Source organism: Flavobacterium haoranii (assembly GCF_009363055.1).
Classification (GTDB): domain Bacteria; phylum Bacteroidota; class Bacteroidia; order Flavobacteriales; family Flavobacteriaceae; genus Flavobacterium; species Flavobacterium haoranii.
In genome coordinates this window covers 1,662,737-1,681,865 of the sequence record NZ_CP045292.1, presented here as the reverse complement: position 1 = coordinate 1,681,865, position 19,129 = coordinate 1,662,737, and the positions used below count along the sequence as shown (strand labels likewise).

Annotated in this window: 19 protein-coding genes and 1 tRNA gene; 12 read left to right on the top strand and 8 right to left on the bottom strand. The window is 30.2% G+C overall.

Annotation, left to right across the window (positions count from 1 at the left end):
* Nucleotides 1–2: 2 nt before the first annotated feature.
* On the bottom strand, nucleotides 3–1,844 hold the full coding sequence (locus tag GCU34_RS08120) for a BamA/TamA family outer membrane protein (protein ID WP_072784542.1): 1,842 nt from the start codon (nucleotides 1,842–1,844) through the stop codon (nucleotides 3–5).
* A 102-nt stretch (nucleotides 1,845–1,946) separates the two neighbouring features.
* Nucleotides 1,947–2,972 (bottom strand): LacI family DNA-binding transcriptional regulator, encoded by a 1,026-nt coding sequence (locus GCU34_RS08115; protein WP_072784540.1) that lies wholly within the window; start codon nucleotides 2,970–2,972, stop codon nucleotides 1,947–1,949.
* A gap of 104 nt (nucleotides 2,973–3,076) precedes the next feature.
* Between GCU34_RS08115 and GCU34_RS08110 the strand changes: the two genes are divergently transcribed.
* From GCU34_RS08110 to GCU34_RS08100, 3 genes are all read left to right on the top strand, one after another.
* Nucleotides 3,077–3,149, top strand: a tRNA-Met gene (locus GCU34_RS08110).
* Between the two features lie 69 nt (nucleotides 3,150–3,218).
* Nucleotides 3,219–4,511: a tyrosine-type recombinase/integrase gene (locus tag GCU34_RS08105; RefSeq protein ID WP_072784539.1), complete on the top strand. Its 1,293-nt coding sequence runs from the start codon at nucleotides 3,219–3,221 to the stop codon at nucleotides 4,509–4,511.
* 141 nt (nucleotides 4,512–4,652) lie between these two features.
* Nucleotides 4,653–7,568 carry an NACHT domain-containing protein gene (locus tag GCU34_RS08100; protein ID WP_072784537.1) on the top strand — a complete coding sequence of 972 codons (2,916 nt, stop codon included), beginning with the start codon at nucleotides 4,653–4,655 and terminating at the stop codon, nucleotides 7,566–7,568.
* Between the two features lie 246 nt (nucleotides 7,569–7,814).
* Here the strand turns inward: GCU34_RS08100 and GCU34_RS08090 are convergent, their stop codons facing one another.
* The 6 genes from GCU34_RS08090 to GCU34_RS08065 form a co-directional block, all read right to left on the bottom strand.
* Entirely contained in the window at nucleotides 7,815–8,741 is a 927-nt protein-coding gene (locus tag GCU34_RS08090) for a relaxase/mobilization nuclease domain-containing protein (RefSeq protein ID WP_072784534.1), read from the bottom strand.
* Nucleotides 8,738–9,076: a plasmid mobilization protein gene (locus GCU34_RS08085; protein ID WP_072784533.1), complete on the bottom strand. Its 339-nt coding sequence runs from the start codon at nucleotides 9,074–9,076 to the stop codon at nucleotides 8,738–8,740. Before GCU34_RS08085 ends, GCU34_RS08090 begins: the two co-directional genes overlap by 4 nt.
* 140 nt (nucleotides 9,077–9,216) lie before the next feature.
* Nucleotides 9,217–9,702 carry a hypothetical protein gene (locus GCU34_RS08080; RefSeq protein WP_072784532.1) on the bottom strand — a complete coding sequence of 162 codons (486 nt, stop codon included), beginning with the start codon at nucleotides 9,700–9,702 and terminating at the stop codon, nucleotides 9,217–9,219.
* Complete coding sequence (locus tag GCU34_RS08075) at nucleotides 9,702–10,469, bottom strand: hypothetical protein (RefSeq protein WP_072784531.1); 768 nt, start codon at nucleotides 10,467–10,469, stop codon at nucleotides 9,702–9,704. Before GCU34_RS08075 ends, GCU34_RS08080 begins: the two co-directional genes overlap by 1 nt.
* Nucleotides 10,470–10,945: 476 nt before the next feature.
* Nucleotides 10,946–11,494: a hypothetical protein gene (locus tag GCU34_RS08070; RefSeq protein WP_072784530.1), complete on the bottom strand. Its 549-nt coding sequence runs from the start codon at nucleotides 11,492–11,494 to the stop codon at nucleotides 10,946–10,948.
* Nucleotides 11,495–11,510: 16 nt separating this feature from the next.
* On the bottom strand, nucleotides 11,511–12,029 hold the full coding sequence (locus GCU34_RS08065; protein WP_072784529.1) for a hypothetical protein: 519 nt from the start codon (nucleotides 12,027–12,029) through the stop codon (nucleotides 11,511–11,513).
* A gap of 84 nt (nucleotides 12,030–12,113) precedes the next feature.
* On the opposite strand from GCU34_RS08065, the gene GCU34_RS08060 reads away from it, so the two are divergent.
* The 9 genes from GCU34_RS08060 (at nucleotide 12,114) to GCU34_RS08025 (ending at nucleotide 19,040) form a co-directional block, all read left to right on the top strand.
* A complete protein-coding gene (locus tag GCU34_RS08060) occupies nucleotides 12,114–12,374 on the top strand; it encodes a helix-turn-helix domain-containing protein (RefSeq protein ID WP_084656964.1) in 261 nt (86 codons plus the stop codon).
* A 339-nt stretch (nucleotides 12,375–12,713) separates the two neighbouring features.
* Entirely contained in the window at nucleotides 12,714–13,334 is a 621-nt protein-coding gene (nrdD, locus tag GCU34_RS14095) for an anaerobic ribonucleoside-triphosphate reductase (protein WP_262489115.1), read from the top strand.
* The gene (locus GCU34_RS08055) at nucleotides 13,295–14,830 is read left to right on the top strand and encodes a ribonucleoside triphosphate reductase (RefSeq protein ID WP_262489114.1); all 1,536 of its coding nucleotides are present in this window, start codon (nucleotides 13,295–13,297) and stop codon (nucleotides 14,828–14,830) included. Before nrdD (GCU34_RS14095) ends, GCU34_RS08055 begins: the two co-directional genes overlap by 40 nt.
* Nucleotides 14,811–14,975, top strand: coding sequence for an anaerobic ribonucleoside-triphosphate reductase (gene nrdD / locus GCU34_RS14390; protein ID WP_072784527.1), 165 nt, complete (start codon nucleotides 14,811–14,813; stop codon nucleotides 14,973–14,975). Before GCU34_RS08055 ends, nrdD (GCU34_RS14390) begins: the two co-directional genes overlap by 20 nt.
* The gene (locus tag GCU34_RS08045; RefSeq protein WP_227658665.1) at nucleotides 14,932–15,654 is read left to right on the top strand and encodes an anaerobic ribonucleoside-triphosphate reductase activating protein; all 723 of its coding nucleotides are present in this window, start codon (nucleotides 14,932–14,934) and stop codon (nucleotides 15,652–15,654) included. Before nrdD (GCU34_RS14390) ends, GCU34_RS08045 begins: the two co-directional genes overlap by 44 nt.
* Nucleotides 15,655–15,687: 33 nt before the next feature.
* On the top strand, nucleotides 15,688–16,122 hold the full coding sequence (locus GCU34_RS08040) for an RrF2 family transcriptional regulator (RefSeq protein ID WP_072784526.1): 435 nt from the start codon (nucleotides 15,688–15,690) through the stop codon (nucleotides 16,120–16,122).
* A 36-nt stretch (nucleotides 16,123–16,158) separates the two neighbouring features.
* Nucleotides 16,159–17,094, top strand: coding sequence for a quinolinate synthase NadA (nadA, locus tag GCU34_RS08035; RefSeq protein WP_072784525.1), 936 nt, complete (start codon nucleotides 16,159–16,161; stop codon nucleotides 17,092–17,094).
* Between the two features lie 7 nt (nucleotides 17,095–17,101).
* Nucleotides 17,102–18,598 (top strand): L-aspartate oxidase, encoded by a 1,497-nt coding sequence (gene nadB, locus GCU34_RS08030; RefSeq protein ID WP_084656961.1) that lies wholly within the window; start codon nucleotides 17,102–17,104, stop codon nucleotides 18,596–18,598.
* The gene (locus GCU34_RS08025; RefSeq protein ID WP_084656958.1) at nucleotides 18,576–19,040 is read left to right on the top strand and encodes a c-type cytochrome; all 465 of its coding nucleotides are present in this window, start codon (nucleotides 18,576–18,578) and stop codon (nucleotides 19,038–19,040) included. Before nadB ends, GCU34_RS08025 begins: the two co-directional genes overlap by 23 nt.
* Nucleotides 19,041–19,129 lie beyond the last annotated feature (89 nt).

The window sequence follows — 19,129 nt, the reverse complement described above, 5'->3', positions numbered from 1 at the left end:
CTTTAATCATATCTAATGTAAGCCGGTTTACTCACTTGGAAATCGGAAATTGATAAATCGGTATTTTCAAACGAGTTTGTTTTTAGAACATTAGTTCCTTCAAATGGAATAGAAGGATAATATGAAAATGAAATTTGGAAACTGTTGAATACTAAATAATCGTTGTTAATTAATAATCCTACGCTAAATTTAGAGTAAATTTTAGTATTTAAAAAAGCAGTGTTTTTATTCATAAGCGAACCAAAAGTTGCGTTGAAATATGGACTAAACCTGAAGCCGTGCCAACTACCTGGAGAATAAGTTTGTGTTTGTAAATTTAAAACCCATTTTTGGTTTCCAGTAATAGGACTGTTAAAACCTTGAATTCCCATATTTTCACTTAATGTAAGTAAATCTTTCTCAGAATTTAAACGGTTGTTTCCTAAAATATATGTTGGTTTTATGAATTGGCGCATACTCCATTTTCCTAAAGGAATTAAATCGGTAAAATAGTTGAGTTCAAATCGAAAAGCCGATTGTTCCGACTTTTTATTTCTGAAAAAGGAACCAAATTCTGCTGAACTACTTAAATAACCAAAAGTGTATTTTTGACCAAACGCAATTTTGGAACCTAAATACAGTCGATTTGTGTTAAATTTTTCTTGATTTCCGATTGTTAAAGCCAATGTTCTACCATAAGGAATATCCTCAATGATATCATAGTTAAAAAGAAATTTATCTTGATAATATTGACGAGAAGAAATTCCTATTAATCCTATTACATTTTTTTCGTTCGAATAATAATCATACAAATCGACAAAATCTTCAGGTTTCTGTTTAAATATTTTTTTGTTGTAAGTTAAAGAAGTTATGAGTCGAGTTGTTCGGCTTTTATAAGAATTATCTTTGAAAATCTTAAACGATCGTCCTATCCAATAATCTTCATATTCCGATTTTGTATCTTGTATTAAAGTGCTATCAGGAATAATTTGATAAAAATTATATTTCTGAGTTGTGTTTTGAAAACTTACACCAAAAGCCCATTTTGTTAATGGTGAAAAGAATTCTCTTTTTAATTCGATTGTTCGTTTACTGTTATTATCAAAATCATTGTCGTAGCCAAACTCAAGTGATAAGAAAGTGTTTTTGATGTTGTTAATCAAATAGCGACTGGAAATTGTTTTTTGGTTATCATCAAATCTATATTTATATAAACCACTAATTTGATGTCCAAGACCTAAAATATTTCTTTCCGTTAACCGAGCTTCTCCTTGACTAGTTGATAAACTTCCGTTTGGCAATAAACTCCAAGAATCTAACACTTTTAATACAACATCAATTGAGTCGTTTGAACTTGTCGGTAAAATATCGATATGAGTTCTTCGAGTATAGCGTTGTCTTCTTATTAAACGTTCCGATTCAATAACTTTTAACGAATCGTAGGCTTCATTTTCTTTAAATAAAAGTAAGTTTTTTAAAGTAAACTCCTTTGTTTTAATGTGAATTGAATTTCCAACGTTTTCTAATTTTTTATCTGGCTTTTTTAAAGAATCAGTGACCGAATAGCCAAAAGGATCATAACTTATTACGGTAATATTTCGAATTATTTTCCCATTATGAAATTCGTGTTCAATAGTAGGTTTGTTTTTCTTTTTAAAGTTTATTTTATTTGTTTTTAATGCATTTTTATCGAATAATAGTTCATAAACAAACTTTGAAAACTTTGATTTTTTAGAAAAATCATAAATATTTTTATAAACTCGTGCACTGTCTTTTGGCTCATCACTATTTTGCGCAAAAGAAACACTACATGTAAATAAAAGTAGTAAGATTAGAAATGTATTATAAAATTTAATTGGCTTCATTAAAATCACAAGACATATAGAACGCTAAAATAGTTTATAAAGTACTAATATGCTTATAAAATTTTTATAAAGCTTTACAAAATAAAACGGTAGGGATACCTGTTATTTTTTTGTAGATTCTCTATGGCGAAGTTCAGTTTTTATAATTTCAGTTTTGTATTTATAGCGCTCCGTTTCATCTTTTTCATTAATTCTCGCAAGTAATAGTTCAACTGTTTTTTCGCCAATTTCTGGAGCGTGTTGACTAACAGTAGATAAACTTGGAGTTAATCTTCTAGAAAAAACACCATCAGCAAAACCAATTATCGATAATTCTTCGGGGATTTTAATGCCATTTTTAATTGCTTTTTTATGGCAACTTGTTGCTGCATATTCATCGACAGCAAAAATAGCATCAATTTTTTTAGATTTAATTAATTGCTCAAGTTTTTCATCAAACGTATCTAAATCGTTATCAATAATAATTAAGTTTTCATCTAGAGCAAGATTAGCATCTTCTAAAGCTTTTTTATAGCCTGAAAAACGTAATTTACCTACACTTAGATTATCGATAGTAGAAATTAAAGCAATTTTTTTATTGGTAGTTTTAAGCAAATGATTTGTCGCATCTATTGCAGATTCGTAATCATCAACAATTACTTTATCACATTTTATGCTTTCAGATACACGGTCAAATAAAACAACTGGTGTACCACTTTTCATTACTTCGTTAAGATGAAAGAAGTCTTCTTTTTCTTGAGTTTCTTCAGCCAATGCTAATATAAAACCATCAATAATACCATTATTTAGGATATCTAACATTAAAGCTTCTTTCTGTCTTGATTCGTTTGAAATAGCTGTTACCACATTATAACCCATTTTTGTCGCTTTTTCTTCAATTCCTTTAAAAACTTTAGCAAAAAACGGATTAAGGATATTTGGTAAAATAACTCCAATCGTAAAAGATTTTTGGTTTTTTAAACTTTTTGCGAGGGCATTTGGTTTAAAATTATTTAATTGAGCAAACTCAACAACACGAGCTTTAGTTGCATCACCAATTTCTGGACTATCATTTAAAGCTTTAGATACTGTTGAAACAGAAACGCCAAGTTCTTTTGCTATTTGCTTTAGAGTTATTTTAGATTTCATCTGAAGTAATTTATGAATCAAATTTAGTGAAAATATATAATTTACATAATTTTTTAAATTCTTTTTGTAGTTTAAAAAAAGTTTGTATATTTGCACTCACAAATCGCGGGATAGAGCAGTAGGTAGCTCGTCGGGCTCATAACCCGAAGGTCACTGGTTCGAGTCCAGTTCCCGCTACTAAGTAGAAAAAAGACCCTCAAGGTCAGTAAATTAACGGTTTTGAATACTTTTCAAAGCCGTTTTTTTATGTCCAAAATTCTCCGTATTTTAGAAATCGTAAACCAAAACGTAAACGATTTTCAGTTGAAGCCAAAACGAAAATATTCCGAACCAAAGATCTATACAGGTGGACTAAATGTGGCTACTTGGAGCAAATACACCAAAGAGGAGCAAGAAAATGCCCTTAAAAAAGAATGGTTTGTGTATTTTTCTTTTCGCAATCCCAAAACTGGACTTTTAGAAAAACAACCTTTTATTAAAGGTGGCGTTAACTATTATAAAACCAAAGGGGAACGATTAGAGATTTTAGAAACCTATCGCCGAAATCTTTCCAGAATTTTAAAAGAAGGTTATAATCCTTACGAAAATAGTGAATCGCAAAAAGAAACGATGTCGGTTAAAGACGCTTTTGAATTTGGTTTAAACATTAAAAAAAGCTCCATTACTGAAAACTCGTATATTCGTTTTAAATCTAGAATTAAACGATTTGAAAAATATTTAGAAAGTAGAGGTTTTAGTTATAGATTCATTACATCTGTAGATAAAACCATTGTACTTGATTATCTTAACGAAGTGTTACTTTCATCTTCTCCACGAAATCGAAATAACACTAGAACCGATATTAGTACATTGTTTCAAGTGTTTGAGGATAATGGAATAATTCCTTCTAATTTTATATCGAAAATAAAAGTAATAAAAGCACCACCTAAACGAAACAAATCATATTCGGATTTTAAACTGGAACGCATATTAGAATATTTAAAAGAAAATGATCCAAATCTTTTACTCTTTATAAAATTTGTGTCGTACAATTTCTTACGTCCAATAGAGGTGTGTCGCTTAAAAGTTGAAGATATTAATCTTAGAGAAAACAAACTAACTGTAAAAGCAAAAAATAAACTCGTTAAAGAAAAGATTATCCCTTCTATACTAGCGGATGAACTTTCATTTTTATCAGATTACCAAATTGATAATTACATTTTTACTCCAAGCGGAAAACCTGACACTTGGGAAGCAACAGATGACAACAGAAGAGATTACTTTACTAAACGTTTTAAAGAAGTAAAAGATTTCTTCACGCAAAAAGCAAAAGAGGGCGATAAAGATTATTTTATTTTGGATAGTAATTACGGTATTTATTCATTTCGTCATACCTACATTACTAAAATTTACCGCGAAATGAGAAAAACACTTTCTCCATTTGAAACAAAGAGTAAACTACTTCATATTACAGGACATAATACTATGACAGCTCTAGAACAATATTTACGTGATATTGATGCAGAATTACCCGAGGATTATTCTAATTTACTAGAGTAAGAAAATAATTTTAAAAAGTATTTGCTAATCCGCAGAAGGTTTTTAAATTAGCTGATTATCATTTTTTTATATAATAAACCCATTACTATTTTAGTTTATAATACTTAAGTTTTAAAAAAACGAATTGATTAATAAAAAATCATGAGAAAAAAAACAGTAAAAAACATCCCAGACATTCAAAGTTTAGTAACACTTGTAACTAAAATAGCAGAAAAACTTGGCCTAAATGAAATAAAGTCCATAAATCAATACATGCTTTCAGCCACAGAAGACTCAGCACTTGGTCATCGTGATATTAAAATTCTTTGCACTCTAAGTGAACTTGGAGGGAAATTGCAATTAATTTTAGATCAATTAAAAGAAAACATTATACCGAATGATGAAATTATTGTCGTTAGTTCCAATGAAAAGAAAATTTCTAATTATTTTAAAAATTGGCTAAAAGAGGAATTAAATACAGATAAAATTATTTTTTGGGAAGAATCATTTTTAGTACAACTTGTTGACAAACATCTACCAGAATATTGGGGACATAATGATGTTTTTTTAAAAAGCTTTGAAGATGCTTTCATCAATAATCTTGAATCAAATGGCGAACTACAAAAAGCATTAAAACTAGATAAAAAATTTGAAGAGTTATTAAACATCTTTATAGAACCAAAAATTTATAGATTCAAGGATGATGATAAAACAGGTAGACTTCTTAGGATTAAGTTTAAAAAAGACCAATATTTAGACAGTAATAATTATTTTCTCTCTGGAGATGCTGGAACTGGAAAAACCACTCTTTTAAAAGAAATTGGAAAATTAGCTATTGAACACAATCAGAATTCAATAGATAAAATTTTACCAATTAGAATCAAAACCAGTCTGATTGCGAACACAGAATATTCAATTGATAAAGCCATAGAAAGAGAAATTGAAAATCTAGTAGGTAAAGAAGGTCTTGATAAAGTATTTGATGATTACAGAGTTCTGGTTCTTATTGATTCTATTGACGAGTTTGAAACTGAAAAACAGAAGGGAATATTCAGCGAATTAAATAACATTGTTGAGAAAGAAAATTTAAGTTTTGTAATTGCAACTAGGAATTATGAGAATTTAACAAAAGGGTGCGAAATATGTGAACATATCCACACTATGTTATCAAATTTTGATCTCCATCAAGTTCAACAATATTTAGATACCTTTTTTAAACGTGATTTAAAGAAATCTGAAGAATTATGGAATAGTTTACAAGACAATAAAATACTGGAACGTATTCCCTCTACCCCATTAACGATATCACTTGTATCGGTTTTGTTTGAAGAAAATGGATACGAGGTTCCAGCAACTATAACAGACGTTTATGATAACTTCAATACATTTCTCCTTGGTAGATTAAATGTTAATTCAAATTTAGAATTTCTTCGACTTGACGTCAAAGAAAAAATCTTACAAATGTATGCTCTAAAAATAATACAGTCTACAAACAGAACTAGATTAAAACTTGATGATTTTATAAAGTATGTTGTTGACTATTTTAAAGGACAGTCTATAACGATTGAGGAACATGTAATTCCTGATTTGATCAAATCAATGACCGATGGAACTGGTGTTCTGTATGTAGATGAACAACAGTTCGTTACATATCAACACGATCATTTTTTAGAGTATTATGCGTCAAGGGAGATTTTTGACGATGAAGATAGACAGGGCCTTGAAAAGGAAATAATTGAAAAATTCTGTGAATATAACTGGCAAAATACAGCGATTTTCTATACTGGACGCACCAAGAACATGAAAAATTTCTTAGATTCACTCGTAGTGAGAGTCAAAAAGTACAAGTTGCTTCATGAGCATTTATTAGCTGTTTCTGGTTTGGGATATATACTTCAATCACTATGGATGACACATTCTGATAATCGTAAAAATGCAGTACTAGCTGCATTAGACTTATTAATAAGAGCTGACTCTGGAGTTAAACAATTAGCAGAACAGAAGTTTCCTTTTTTCCGAGGAATAAAGGATACAGATATTGCTGTCGCGAATCTTGCTTGGTTTTTTATACATTACAATTCGATAACTCTTAGAGATCCTTTACAATTAGCGTTTGATGAATTGCATTCAGAAATGAAAAACCTCCAAGGGACTCAATTTGAAAAAGATAAACTTACAAGACTATATCAACTTTTCTGCATAGCTGCTACATTGAATACAGGAAGGGTTAAAGACACAACCAAACTGGATATATTATTTGAAGAAGAAAAGCTTCTAACAATTCCTTTATTTGTATATCTTTTTGATGAAGCGATTGATATTCTTGAGTATGGTAATGAAGCTAAAATGCGTAAAGATTACAAATTAGCATCAAAGAAGAAAAAATATACAAGAAGTATTAGATTTTTACTTGAAAATCCATCAGAAAATTTAAGACATACAACGTTTGAAAGGTTAAATCCAATAAAACAAGTAGAATTATTCACTGAAGGTAAGACTGATGCTTCCATAATTAGCCATGCTTTTAGAGTTTTAACCATGAATGATGAGCCATATTGGAGCATAACAGCAATTGAAAATATCTTAAGTGCAAAAGCTGGAGGCGCACAACAACTTTCAGCATTTTTAATGAGATTAGCTGAAGACTTAGAAACTGATTTTGACAAAAGTAAAACAGTTATTGGAATATTTGACAACGATGCAAAAGGATACCAAGAATTCAATGGTTTACCTAAAATTTTTGAAACTACAAATGGGATAGTAAAAAAAGTAAAAGATATGAATATTTATGCTATAATGTTACCTATCCCCGAACAAGAGACATACAAAGCATATCATCAAGAAAAACAAGCATTCAAATTTTTCGAGATAGAACATTACTTTCCTATAGAAATTCTCCAAGAAAACAATATGGTAACACAAACTTCAATTCCAGGTGTATTTGAAATTACAGGTTCCAAATCAGATTTTAATGATAAAATTCTAAGGCTTGGAAAGAAGGAGAGATTCGTTAATTTCGTTGAACTTTTTAAAGAGCTTGATCAATTATGTAATAAAACAATTAATTATATTGAGTGAATTCTAAAATGCAAACTATTTAAGAAGATTATTAAACTAAAAAATGAATACTATAGTTTCCTCAATTTCCTCAAAAGATATTCAGTAGCTTCCGCATCGGAGATTAGCGGTTTCTTTTTAGCTTTTTTTGTTGTAGTAAAAGAAGCTGAAACAACACCCAACATTTTATACAGCCTTTCGACTTCCTGTTGAGGAAGTGCTTGTATTACGTTGTATGCTGTTTCGGCTTTCATTGTTTTTGTTTAATTATCGTCTTGGTCTAGGATTTTTCTTTATTTCATTTCCTCGATTTTCTTTAAAAGTATGTGTTGATTCTTGATTAAAACTTTGGCTGTTTCTGTTAACTGATTGGACAAATCTTGTTGTTTCTCGTTGATTTTCTTTAATTCTTCCAGTATTTTTGAGAATAACTGGATCGATTCTGTTTTGTTCATATAATTTTGTTTTAAGTTTATTCCATGATAGGTTGTTACGATTTACATGACTTCCCTTGTATGTTTTTCCTTTGTACTCAAAGGAAATACCTGATATTTTTCCCTCTAGGCTCGCATTAAGTTTTATATTGACTTTTTTCTCTTTAAGCTTCTTCTCAAATTCAAAAATGGAGAGATTATGTTTTATAATTTCATTTATGATTCTTTGAAGTTCTAATCTTTCAGGAACTTCGCCTGTTCGTAAACACTTTTCAATCTCTCCTTTAGAAAGTACATTCGATTCTTTATTTTTTTCTAAAACAGTTAAGTTGTATTTCAACTCCAACTTTCTTACCAATGCTTCACTTCGTTTATAATCTTGTGAATCACTTACTACATCACCAGAGAACTTCACGCGATTCGCCACAATATGAACATGGGCATGATCTTGGTCGGTGTGTTTGTAAATGATGTATTGATTATCGTCAAACCCCATTCCTTCTAAATACTCTCGAGCTAGGTCTGTGAATCCCTTATCTGAAAGCGAATCGGTATAGGGTAAACTAAGCGATGTATGATAAACTGCTTTAGATAAATTTGGTCGTAATTGTCGAACTACATTAAATTCTTTTGTTTGCATAACTACTTTATCTGAAGCTAAGTTAGTCTCTAAAACAACTCCAAAACCTTTTTTGACTTTACCTTGATTATATTTCAAAACATGAAAAAAATCCTTGCCCTTTCCTTGTTTTGCTATCATTCTAAAAGTTCTGTTTTAATTTGATTTAAAATTTCTTTCAATTCTCTTAAATCACGATTGAACACGTATTTATCCAAAAAGTTTTGATTGCTTTTTTTCGCTAGCTGATTTACATTATTTCCAATGCGACTAAGTTCAATCAATAACTCACGATTAATTGGAGACAAAGCATGCTTGGGTAACTGTTTATTCAATGCTCTTTTTCGAACATATTCCACAACAGATAGACCGTAGGTTTGAGCTAGACTTTCAATCAGAATTTGCTGATCAAAAGTCAGGCGGATATTGACCTGAAATACTCTTAAATTTTCTACATCAGATTTTGGTCTTGCCATACTATTAGTTTTAAAATTTCAGGTTTTCGATAGCAATAACATGAAAAAGAAAACCCATCTAAATTCATTCGTTAGAACAAATTTAAATGGGCTATCATTTGTATACTATAGTTGCCGTACAGATGTTTGTACGTCAAATTCTATTCCTCTATTCTATGATAAAGTTTTTTAATGTCATCTTGAGCTTCATCACCTACAATATAAAAATCTGGCATACTTGCTAGTAATCCTATTGTTTCTCGATATTCATTTAAGGAATTCTTATCATTACCATAATAATTTAATGGATTTTTTGGATGTGTCACTTGTGGCGTATTAAATTTTGATTTAGCTCTGTTTTTTATCTTAAACCTTCGTTTAGCTTCTTCTTCAATATCGTTAAAAACTATCTGTTCTTTATCGTAGCTTTTTAATTTATAATATCGTTCTTGAAGTATAACAACAAGAGCTCTTCGTCTTGATAAAAATGATTTAATAGTAAAACCGTCAAGCCTGTTTGCAGCATCTTTAAGTTCTGAAAGAAATTTTTGAAGAAGTTTTAAGTTAAACGAAGAATCACCATTAATTATTGAATGATATTCTACATCATATTTTTTTAAAACTTCAAAAAGTGTTACTAAGTCCATTATAATTTTGGCCCTCCCATACCTTTATTGTTGTTCCAACGTAGCGTGAAAGATTTATTTAGGATCTTTTTGTATACATTTTGATTGATTATTAGCTTATGCATTTTTTCTCTAGCTACATTAGTTACCAAACCGTATTCCATTTTATTACCCTTTGAATTTGTCAATCTTTCTTTTAAGGACAACCCAATTAAAAACTGTTCCGAAAGTGGAAAATTATAGTCATCTGCCTTCATTATTTGTTGCGCTATTTTCTCCATAGGATCTTCTTCTTTCTTCAAAGCATTTTGAATTTTAGTACCATAAAAGTTTAATTCTCTACCATCTATAATGACATTAGAAAAATTTTTTATAAAAAGTTCACCATATTCAAAACTTCTAATTGGCATATAATCTAACATGGCAACGGATATGAATTCATGTATTTCTGGATGATTGAAAACATAATTTGGATCATATTTCATTTCTGCAAAAGATTCCAGCCAATCCTTTTTAAAGCCGTCAAGATTTTCTAATATTTGTCTTCCGAAGTCTCTGGTGGTATTCATTATTTCAGATCTTTCAGAAGCAATAAAATCGTTAAGTTCATCCCATTTTTCCCTATCTTCTAAAAAATGAAATTGTGAAGAAAAAATTAATGAAATAATAGATTTCAACTCATCCAAATTCAATCGAATTGAGGTTGAATTTTGCTCTTTTAATCGAGTTGAAATTTCATTATAACTAACTCGATTGTAGTCTTTACTTTCTAATAATTTTACATGCATATAAATAGATTTTAAATCAAAAATAAATAATTATTTTAAATATAAAAACCTGAAAATCAAATACATATATATAAAATGTTTATAAAAAAATTAAAATATAAATAATATTTATATATCTTTTAAAAGCATAAAGACATACTTTTTAAATAAAGAATTAAGCATCAATTATTTAGGAATAAGCACTAGATAAAAGTGTGTAAATAAAACCTTGTAAAAATCAAATAATTTTTTTCTGATTTTTTTTAATTGAAATGAAAATAGTATCTAATTTCAAAATGTAAACAGCGAAAATTCAACATCTACTTGTTTGAATTTATAGAAGTTAAAAATATTGGGGTGTGGGGTGCAACCCTGCCAAGCCTGCGACTGAAGGGAGCACGTTTTCGCTAGCGAAAACATGGCTTGCTTCATGACAACCCGAAAGTTTGGAGTTCCTCAGTTTTGGTCATTTGATTGTATTTAAAACGAATAGGAAATTACTCTGTAATTAGTTCTATTGCATCTAAGATTTCTGAAATTGATTCTTTGTTTAGAACGCTTAAATCAATTTCGTTTGCTAATCTTGAAATTTGATTTTGTAACATTTCTTGTAGCTCTTCATTCAAACCGTTTTTTTCAGGCTCATATAACTTATGAGCAAAATATCTTCCTAGCTTTTCTTCGAACTCTTCTTTAGTGTATTTAGAGCCATCTTCATTTTCAAAATCATCAATATGAATTAGGTAGTTTTCATTTAAAGTTAAAAACTGAAGTGCTGTTAAATCATTTTCATCTAATTCATTTAAAAATGTATTAATATAATTTTCAACTTCTACTAAAGTGTCTGGATAAATATCTCCTTGGTAATAATATATTGTTTCTAGTAATGGATTAATATGTTTTGCTTTAAGTTTTGAATTTTCTTTAGAACAATTGGGAAATGAAAAAGTGAATAGAAACTCTTTTATTAAATTTCTTTTTGCGTATCTACATAATACTTCATTAATCTGTTTAGTAACAATTAATTTTTCATCTACCGTAATCATATGTTTCAACTTAATATTAAACCAAAGTTTTGTCTCTTGTGCACTGGGAAAGTATATCTAAATATTCATTCTCAGTGATTTCGCTATCATTTATAAAGTTAGTTAAAAATAGGTCTGATAAAAAGATAGCGAAAAACTTTTTAACGAAATAATTGACATCATTTTGAGTATAATATTCTGCAATTTTATCCATTATACCATTTCTAATTGCTGAAATATAATTGATATCATAATTAGAAACTCCATGCTGTACATCATAAATCATAGTTCCAATAAATGCATCATTACTTAAAATAATTTGGATTACTGTATATCGATCGTTTAGATCAAAATCCTTTAAAATACTTTCTGAATGATCATTTATATATGTTTCAACCAATGTAAAATCAGCTTTAGTATTCTTCTTTGTATCTAGAAAACCTTTACATAAATCTGCTTTTCCATTTTCAAATTTTGGTTCATCAAATTTGTCAAATAAGATTTGATTAATTATGGGTTCTACTATTTTGTAATTAATGTGAATAAATTCTAACATGATGAAAATATTTGAAGTTTATATTTTCAAATATAATAAAAAATGCCTTGCAAACAACCCCTAAAATACAATCACTTGTAAACAATGTTTTTTGTTGATTTTTGTTCTATGTCTAGAACAAGAAAAAATCCAATACCTGAAATTGTAGTTTTATTTGGCAAACGAATAAAAGAATTACGCTTAGAAAGGAAGATGTCACAGATGGATGTGGGAGCTGCTTTAGGAATTGATAGGGAAAATATTAGAAAATATGAAAAGGGGCTTCAGGAGCCAAAATTATCTACTATTATAAAATTTGCGGAATTATTTGAAGTAGATTTTGAAAAATTGGTTTCAAATAGTTAATAATTATATTTTTAAATAAAATCATAATACCTATTAGCAATCACTTCTTATAAAGTTATATTTTTTCCTAAGTTTTTGATAAAATAAGTTAAAAAATCTCCTAAATAATTTCATACTGACTACTTAGCTTTACAACTATTTAAATTTTGAAGCTAATTTATTTAATTCAAAATAACAAGTTTATAGCTTTTGAATAAATAATTTACTAATTAAAATCGTATTAAATATATTTATTAACAAAATTTAAGTTTAAATTGTTGATTACTATTTATTCAAACAAGACTAAAAAGTCTTTTTAATATTTAAATTTGTTAAATACCACAATTAAAATTCAGCAGTATGAACAAATTTGTAATCAAAAGAAATGGCACGTATTTACCATTTGAACCTTTCAAAATAGAAGAAGCCATCACAAAAGCTTTTGCCAGTGTAAGCGAAACTTTAAATCTAAAAGTTATTGAAACGGTGTTCCAACTGTTATCGCATGAGGACACTTGGGCAGTTGAAGATATTCAAGATAAGATTGAAAAAACGCTTTACGAATACAGTCATTATGAAGTGATGCGTTCTTTCATGTTGTTCCGTCATACTCGAAAACTGCAGCGCGAACACGTTTTAGGATTAAATGACGATACCACTTATGTCGGTAGCACTCAAACCATAGAAGAATACACCAACCAAACCGATTGGCGCATCAATGCCAACGCTAATACTTCGTATTCCAACGCAGGTTTAGTCAATAATGTCGCTGGAAAAATCATTGCGAATTATTGGTTAGACAAAGTTTATTCGAAAGAGGAAGGCTATGCGCATCGTAATGGCGATATTCACATTCACGATTTAGATTGCTTGACAGGTTATTGTGCGGGTTGGAGTTTGCGCGTTTTATTAAATGAAGGTTTAACGGTGTTCGTGGCCGAGTGGAAAGTCGTCCTCCTAATCATTTTAGAGAAGCATTAGGACAGATGGCGAATTTCCTTGGAATTTTACAAAGCGAATGGGCCGGAGCTCAAGCGTTTAGTTCATTTGATACGTATTTGGCGCCTTATGTTTTCAAAGATAATTTATCGTATGAGGATGTTTTAAAAGCGATTCGAAGTTTTGTTTACAATTTGAATGTCCCAGCACGTTGGGGACAATCGCCGTTTACGAATATTACTTTAGATTGGGTAGTTCCTGACGACTTAAAAGAGCAAATCCCAACTCGAAACGAACAGCATCTTTTCAAGGGCAATACTTCAGAAGATTTTATAAAAAGAGCCAAAGAAAGAGGCGTTTCAGACATAACCGAAATGCGTTACGAACATTTTCAAAAAGAAATGAATCTCATCAACAAAGCCTATTATACGGTTATGACCGAAGGCGATGCGCATGGACAACCGTTTACCTTCCCTATACCAACAGTTAATATTACTGAAGAGTTTGATTGGTACGGAGAAAACACCGATATTCTTTTTGAAAATACAGCGAAAATTGGTTCGTCTTATTTCCAGAATTTCATCGGAAGTCAATATACATATGATGAAAACGGCAATAAAGTTGAAAATCCAAATGCTTACAAACCGAATGCCGTACGAAGCATGTGCTGCCGTCTCCAACTCGATTTACGCGAATTATTAAAAAGAGGAAACGGTTTATTCGGAAGTGCAGAAATGACCGGAAGTATCGGTGTCGTAACTATTAATATGGCGCGTTTGGGTTATTTGAACAAAGGCAATAAAGCCAAATTATATTCCGATTTAGATCGTTTGTTAGAAATTTCGAAAGCAACTTTAGAGAAAAAACGCGTTTTCATTCAGGAAATGTATGATAGAGGATTATTTCCGTATACCAAACGTTATTTGCCTCATTTCAGAAATCACTTTTCTACAATTGGTGTGAACGGAATTAACGAAATGATTCAAAATTTCACCGATGGAAAAGAAGATATCGTTTCGGATTACGGAATGGCATTCGCAACCGAAATTTTGGAACACATTCGAACCAAAATGAGAAATTATCAAGAAGAAACAGGCAATTTATACAACTTAGAAGCAACTCCAGCAGAAGGAACTACATATCGTTTTGCTAAAGAAGATAAAAAACGTTATTCCGATATTATTCAAGCGGGAGAAGGCGAAAATATTTACTATACAAACAGTTCGCAATTGCCAGTTGATTACACCGAGGATCCTTTCGAAGCTTTGTTATTACAAGACAATTTACAATGTCAATACACTGGAGGAACAGTTTTACACTTGTATATGAATGAAAAATTGAGTTCGGTAGAAGCGTGTCGTAATTTCATTAAAAAAGTGATTACGAATTTTAAATTGCCTTACATCACGGTAACCCCAGTTTTCAGCGTTTGTCCGAAACACGGCTATTTGAATGGCGAACACGAATATTGTCCAAAATGCGACGAAGAATTATTAGTAACCTTAAATACAACTTATTATGCAAACACAAACCACTGAAGCTTTGCTTCAATACAATGAAAAAAGAACCAAATGTTTGGTCTACACACGAGTAATGGGCTATCACAGACCCGTAGAAAGTTTTAATATTGGAAAAAAAGGTGAACATAAACAACGAACCCACTTTAGAGAATGTAAATCTTGATTTTCTAAACAAAAAAGCCATTCATAGTTTTACACCCTTCACACTGTTAGATTATCCCGATAAATCGGCTTGTATCTTATGGTTTGCAGGGTGTAACATGAAATGTGATTATTGTTACAATCCCGAAATAGTTTTCGGAAAAGGCTCTTTTTACTTTTCCGAAATTGTTTCGTTTTTAAAATCGAGAAGAAATTTGTTGGATGCAGTAGTTTTTAGCGGTGGAGAATGTTTGATTCACAAAGCCGTTATTCCATTCATCAAATTCGTCAAAAGTTTAGGTTTTTTAATCAAAGTGGACACCAACGGAAGTCAGCCCAAAGTGCTCGAAAAACTAATAGAAGAACAGCTCATCGATTATGTGGCTTTGGATTTTAAAGGTCCGAAAGAGAAATTTTTTGATATTACAAAAGCTCATTTTTATGCCCAATTTCTAAGTTGTTTGGAATTGCTTCAAGCGAGTTCTATTCCGTTTGAAGTTCGAACTACTTATCATTCCTCTTTATTAAATTTTGATGATATTGCTTCTATGCAAAACGTTTTATTAGAATTAGGTTACGATAAAAACTATTACATTCAAAATTTCAGAAATTATCAAAACACGATTGTACCACTACCGGATTCGCAATTAATTTCTGAAAAGGATATCCATCACAATATGACTAAAATCATATTTCGATAATTTAAAATGACTAACTTTGTGCAAATTTTATCAATGTTTTCAAAAACCTGTGAATATGCCATACGAGCTACCATTTACATTGCCTCAGAATCCTCTGCGGGCAAGCGATGCGGTATTCGAGACATTGCCAGAAAAATTGAATCGCCAGAACCTTTTACAGCTAAAATTTTACAACGTTTGGTAAAAACCGACATCATAAAATCGATTAAAGGAAATGGCGGAGGATTTGAAATAGATAAGATACAATTGAAACACATAAAGTTGGAACAGCTCGTAAAAGCTATCGACGGAAATGACTTATTTGACCGATGTAGTTTAGGACTTCATAATTGTTCCGACAAACAACCGTGTCCTTTTCATCATAAGTACAAACCATTACGTGAAAATTTAAAGAAAACGCTGAAAGAAACCTCTCTCTTGGATTTAATTAGTGAATTCAACACCGGAGAGACTTTCCTTAAGCTTTAAAAAATTTAATTAAATAAAAGACAAAAATATCCTCTAATGAAAACAACTTCGGATTTAAAAGAGAAAATTCTTGAATTGAAAAAAAGAAAGAATGTAGTTATTTTGGCTCATTACTATCAAGAAGAAGCCATTCAAGAAATTGCTGATTTTGTGGGTGATAGTTTAGAATTATCAAGAAAAGCATCACAAGTTGATGCTGATATTATCGTTTTTGCTGGTGTTTATTTCATGGCAGAAACCGCTAAAATTGTCAACCCTAATAAAAAAGTAATAGTTCCCGATGTAAAAGCAGGTTGCTCTCTTGCCGATGGTTGTCCGCCAGATGAATTCAAAACTTTCTTAGAAAATTATCCGAATCATATCGTTGTAACCTACATCAATTGCACAGCCGAAGTTAAAACCTTAACAGATATAGTTTGTACTTCTTCCAATGCTAAAAAAGTAATCACATCTATTCCTGATGACCAACCTATTGTTTTTGCTCCTGATAAAAATTTAGGCAAATACTTAATTTCAGAAACTGGAAGAGAGATGGTTTTATGGGAAGGTTCTTGCATTGTTCATGAAGCATTCTCTTTAGAAAAATTAATCGATTTATATAAAAAACATCCTACTGCTACTATCATTGCACATCCAGAATCGGAAAGGCATATTTTGAAGGTAGCACATTACATAGGTTCGACTTCTGGCATGTTGAATCATGTAAAAAACAGTTCAAACGACACTTTCATCGTAGCCACAGAGGCTGGAATTTTACACCAAATGCAATTGGATAATCCAACCAAAATATTAATTCCAGCACCTTCAAAAGAAGACAATACGTGTGCGTGCAGCGAGTGTGCTTTTATGAAAGTCAATACCTTAGAAAAACTCTATCAATGTTTAAAAGATGAAAGTCCAGAAGTAAAACTAAATAATGAAATAATTGAAAAAGCAAGAATACCAATTTATAAAATGTTGGATTTAAAATAAAATAAGAATGCAAATTTTAAAAACCGATATACTTATTTTAGGAACCGGACTAGCAGGTTTATCATTAGCAAAATATATAAATGAAATAAATCCTAAAATTAAAATTACTTTACTTACTAAAACATCAATTGATAAATGTAATACCTTTTATGCTCAAGGCGGAATTGCTGTTGTACATAATTTTATTAAGGATAGTTATGAAAAACATATTGAAGACACTCTAAAAGCTGGAAAAGGATTTTGTGATGTTGATGTGGTTAATAGTGTGGTTAAACAAGCTCCTGATAGATTAAAAGAATTACTTTCATGGGGAATTGAATTAGATAAAAATCAAAGTGGTGAATTAGATTTGGGATTAGAGGGCGGTCATTCTCAAAACCGCATTGTCCATTATAAAGATAAAACAGGATATGAAATCGAAACCAAATTAGTTCCATTAATAAAAAATCTTCCTAATACATCAATTAAGACTTCTTTTTTTGCAACAGATTTATTAATTAAAAACAATACTTGCATTGGAGTTGTAGGCTTTGATGATAAAAATGAACCTACAACAATTTATACAAAAGCAGTAGTTTTAGCAACAGGAGGTTCGGGACAAGTATTTGGTGTAACTTCCAATCCCTTTGTTTCTACAGGTGATGGAGTCGCTATGGCATTTAGAGCAGGAGCTAAATTAGTTAATATGAAATATATTCAATTTCATCCTACAGCTCTATACGAACCAAATAAAAGTCAGGCTTTTTTAATCACTGAAGCAATTCGAGGATTTGGAGCTCATATTTTGAATAATAAAATGGAACGTTTTGTATCTCAATACCATCCTGATGGTGAATTAGCCACACGAGATGTTGTTTCGAAAGCCATTTCTGATCAAATGAAAAAGGAACATTCAAATCACGTTTGGCTCGATGTAAGGCATTTACCAATACAAACTTTTAAAATGAAGTTTCCAAAGGTTTATAATTATTGCCTTGAAAATGGGATTAATATTTCTAAAGATTTAATACCAATTGCTCCAGCAGCACATTATCAATGCGGAGGAATTGATGTAGATAGTAATGGAAAAACATCAGTTAAACAATTGTTTGCCATTGGAGAATGTTCACATACTGGACTTCATGGTGCAAATAGGTTGGCATCGAATTCATTATTAGAAGCAATGGTTTATTCCCATAGTTTGGCAAATTATTTAACAAATAACATTCTCAAAACAAGAATAAAAACAACTAACAACATTAAAATAGTTAATAAGTACATTCGTCATGAAGATATATTAGAGTTTAGAAATCTAATTCAAAAGTTTATGACGTATGATACAATCTTTAGAGCAACTGAAAATCTTGAAAGTAAATATCAATCAATAATCGAAATTGAAAATAGATTTTTAAAAAAATTTAAAGATTATAATTTCCATCCATACTTATGTGAAACCTATAATTTAATTCAAACAGCATTAATTATTTTAAAGGATAAAATGAATGAAACAACTACTAAAAAATAAATTAAGTTCAATATTAAATATTTTTAACTATCCTAAATATGTCTTTATAGGCTTAATCCTAAGTTTCATCTTATATAGTCTATCAATTTATTTATTGCCTTTATTTTCTAACAATCATACGAATAATCAAGATATTGAACTAAGTAATAAAGGTCGATTAGTTTGGCAACAAAACAATTGTCATACTTGTCATCAATTATATGGTTTAGGTGGATATTTAGGCCCCGATTTAACTAATGTGTTTTCTAGGACAGGTAAAAATGAATCATACATAAAAGGCATAATAACATCTGGTGTTAAACAAATGCCCGCTTTTAATTTAAATGAAAAAGAAATGAAAGCACTAATCTCTTTTCTAAAAAACATAGATACTTCTGGAACGGCTGATGTTAAAAAATATTCTCCTGAAATTACTGGAACTTTTAATTTAGAAACAAAATGAAGAATCACGGAATATATTTAATACGAATTGCATTAATTCTTCTTCTCTTAGGCTTGTTTTTGGTCATTTAGCTTCCGAAAGTTATCGTA

Bases quoted from the DNA above. Each gene is read 5' to 3' on its own strand.
- GCU34_RS08120 (WP_072784542.1), bottom strand. From the start codon at position 1,844: ATGAAGCCAATTAAATTTTATAATACATTTCTAATCTTACTACTTTTA.
- GCU34_RS08115 (WP_072784540.1), bottom strand. From the start codon at position 2,972: ATGAAATCTAAAATAACTCTAAAGCAAATAGCAAAAGAACTTGGCGTT.
- GCU34_RS08105 (WP_072784539.1), top strand. From the start codon at position 3,219: ATGTCCAAAATTCTCCGTATTTTAGAAATCGTAAACCAAAACGTAAAC.
- GCU34_RS08100 (WP_072784537.1), top strand. From the start codon at position 4,653: ATGAGAAAAAAAACAGTAAAAAACATCCCAGACATTCAAAGTTTAGTA.
- GCU34_RS08090 (WP_072784534.1), bottom strand. From the start codon at position 8,741: ATGATAGCAAAACAAGGAAAGGGCAAGGATTTTTTTCATGTTTTGAAA.
- GCU34_RS08085 (WP_072784533.1), bottom strand. From the start codon at position 9,076: ATGGCAAGACCAAAATCTGATGTAGAAAATTTAAGAGTATTTCAGGTC.
- GCU34_RS08080 (WP_072784532.1), bottom strand. From the start codon at position 9,702: ATGGACTTAGTAACACTTTTTGAAGTTTTAAAAAAATATGATGTAGAA.
- GCU34_RS08075 (WP_072784531.1), bottom strand. From the start codon at position 10,469: ATGCATGTAAAATTATTAGAAAGTAAAGACTACAATCGAGTTAGTTAT.
- GCU34_RS08070 (WP_072784530.1), bottom strand. From the start codon at position 11,494: ATGATTACGGTAGATGAAAAATTAATTGTTACTAAACAGATTAATGAA.
- GCU34_RS08065 (WP_072784529.1), bottom strand. From the start codon at position 12,029: ATGTTAGAATTTATTCACATTAATTACAAAATAGTAGAACCCATAATT.
- GCU34_RS08060 (WP_084656964.1), top strand. From the start codon at position 12,114: ATGTTTTTTGTTGATTTTTGTTCTATGTCTAGAACAAGAAAAAATCCA.
- nrdD (WP_262489115.1), top strand. From the start codon at position 12,714: ATGAACAAATTTGTAATCAAAAGAAATGGCACGTATTTACCATTTGAA.
- nrdD (WP_072784527.1), top strand. From the start codon at position 14,811: ATGCAAACACAAACCACTGAAGCTTTGCTTCAATACAATGAAAAAAGA.
- GCU34_RS08040 (WP_072784526.1), top strand. From the start codon at position 15,688: ATGTTTTCAAAAACCTGTGAATATGCCATACGAGCTACCATTTACATT.
- nadA (WP_072784525.1), top strand. From the start codon at position 16,159: ATGAAAACAACTTCGGATTTAAAAGAGAAAATTCTTGAATTGAAAAAA.
- nadB (WP_084656961.1), top strand. From the start codon at position 17,102: ATGCAAATTTTAAAAACCGATATACTTATTTTAGGAACCGGACTAGCA.
- GCU34_RS08025 (WP_084656958.1), top strand. From the start codon at position 18,576: ATGAAACAACTACTAAAAAATAAATTAAGTTCAATATTAAATATTTTT.